General features: G+C 48.2%; 3 protein-coding genes. All 3 read right to left on the reverse strand.

Annotation, left to right across the window (positions count from 1 at the left end):
• Window positions 1-123: 123 nt before the first annotated feature.
• Window positions 124-981, reverse strand: coding sequence for a TIGR03899 family protein (locus BIZ37_RS29915; RefSeq protein ID WP_187464639.1), 858 nt, complete (start codon window positions 979-981; stop codon window positions 124-126).
• Between the two features lie 56 nt (window positions 982-1,037).
• Complete coding sequence (locus BIZ37_RS29920; RefSeq protein WP_187464640.1) at window positions 1,038-1,520, reverse strand: DUF3299 domain-containing protein; 483 nt, start codon at window positions 1,518-1,520, stop codon at window positions 1,038-1,040.
• Window positions 1,521-1,524: 4 nt separating this feature from the next.
• On the reverse strand, window positions 1,525-2,257 hold a 733-nt coding region (locus BIZ37_RS29925; RefSeq protein WP_187464641.1), incomplete at its 5' end, for an ABC transporter permease.

Genomic DNA, 2,257 nt, shown 5'->3' on the forward strand with positions numbered 1-2,257 from the left:
GTCCCATGATGTACGAACTGAGAAATTAACCCCCGTGTCTACTTTACGGGGGTCATATCAACCCAGGACCCAGGACCCAGGACCCAGGACCCAGGACCCGACCCAAGACTTATCACCCGCTTCTCACTCCCCCTCAACAATAAAATAAGAAGCGAGTAATTCTAAAATGGTTTCTCTGAATGGCTCGTGGACTTTACTTCCCAGTAACTCGGCTATCTCCTGACCGGTCGGAGATAACCGGTAATAGGTGAAACTGAGTCCTTTTTGATTGGGAGTAAGTTGATAGGTATGGTTTTGATAACTAAATGGCAAGGCAATCCCAGCAGCTAATTCTCCAGACTCTAACTCACTTTTGAGCACTAACCCTAATTCGAGCAAGATCAGCATATCGGAATAAGGTAGGGAGAAGTGTCCGAGGTTGATTTTGTGTATTTTCGGTGCGAGCAGGCGTGGTAATAGCGGGTGTTTGGCTTTTAGTGCGGTGAGGAGCTTTTTGCTTCTGTCATTGCCAAAATGACAAGCCAGCGTACAGGCGCGATGGAAGACCTGTGCTTCTCTGTGGGTCATGCTGCGCAGGGTATCGAGTGTTTTGAGAGATACCGATCCTGGAGAAATAAATTCCTGCTTTAGGATACGGCTCCATAAGTGCTGCATAGCATTATTGCGGATATTACTGGCAATAGCCATAAAGTGACTTAGCCAATCAGGGTCGATATCTTTGGTTTTGTCGGGCTGGCTACTGTCGAAGGTAAGCTTGAAAATCTTTTCGAGGTTCTCTTGCTGGGTGTGTTGCTGTTGTGCCAAGCGTTGTGCATGTCTTTCTTTGAGAGTCGGAAGACCTTCTTTAGAAATCAGGTAATCAACACCTAATTCCTTAGCCGTTTTACTTATGATTCCGGTTGGTGAGGATTTAGGTTTGGCTTTTTGTTGCTTGGAAGAATCAATGGTTGTGGGTAGTGCAGTTTCGCTTTGGCCATCCATTGGTGTATTACCCCTAAAAAGAATGGCCAGCTTGGAGTAAGCTGGCCATAACGTATTTACATGTCATCGTAGTCTTCGATGGCATTACCTTCAAGCAAGTATCCGACTTCGGCAAGTTCGTGGCTAACGGGCTGAGTTTTCAAGGTGCCAACCACATAAACCACATCCCATAATTGCTGGATTGGTGCGCCTTGTGGGAACTTAACATAGACGATTTGGTTAGGCGGCGGTGGCGGTACGTGGATACAGGCACCAAAGTAAGGCACTAAGAGGAATTCAGTGACTTGCTTGTCATCACCCTCTAGAGGGATAACAAAGCCAGGGATCTTCACCTTGCTGCCATCTAGCTCTGTACGCACGCTGCCAATCATAGATTGTTGGCCTGCGCCACCGGAGTGATCAAGTATCGGCATTTGGTTCGCATTGAACTGGGCCCGCTCTTTTTCAGGGACTAGGTCGATCCAGTCCAGCGTCAAAGCTTCACTTGCCATGGCGGCAAGTGGAAACCAGCAACACAGTGCGAGTAACCATTTTTTCATCTCTTTATACCTTTATTGTCATGCCGTCAGACAATGATTGTCGGTAGGCACGTATTGCTGGAATAACTCCGACTAGCATACCAGCTAACTGGACCAGTGCTAAGAGGAACCATTCGTGAGTTGTTGGCGCAGTGATAGGGATCAGCAAGCCAAATTGGCTTTGGATGATGGGTTGGGTCACAGCAAGTAGCAAATAAAGCAGTGAGGTACCGACGACCACCCCAAGCGCGGTGAGCAGCGTTGCTTCACTGGTTAGCAGGAAGAAAACATGACCGGGCCTCGCGCCCATAGCCCTTAGGATAGCCATTTCACGGCGTCGTTCATTCAAACTGGTGAGTAGGCTTGTCAGCATACCCAGTAGGCCAGCGACGACGACAAAGCCAGATACAACCAATAATGCCTGCTCGGCGATAGACATCATTCCCCATAATTCATGAAGAGCAATACCAGGCATAATGGCACTCAAAGGCTCTTTGGTATAGGTGTTGATATAACGCTGTAGGGCAAAGGTTTGGATCTTGGAATTTAGGCCAACAAGAAATGCAGTGATTTGTTGTGGCTCGAACTCATGGCCTTTAAGGGTTTCAGCATCCGGTGTTGGCCCTAGCCGAGCCCCACTTTCCCAGCCGACGTGAATTGCTTCGATAGCTTGGAGGGAAACATGGACACTACGGTCGACCGGTGTGCCCGTTGGCTCTAAAATACCGACAATTTTAAATGGCAGGTTGTCATGGCGG

It is taken from the genome of Photobacterium sp. BZF1, from assembly GCF_014349205.1.
GTDB lineage: Bacteria > Pseudomonadota > Gammaproteobacteria > Enterobacterales > Vibrionaceae > Photobacterium.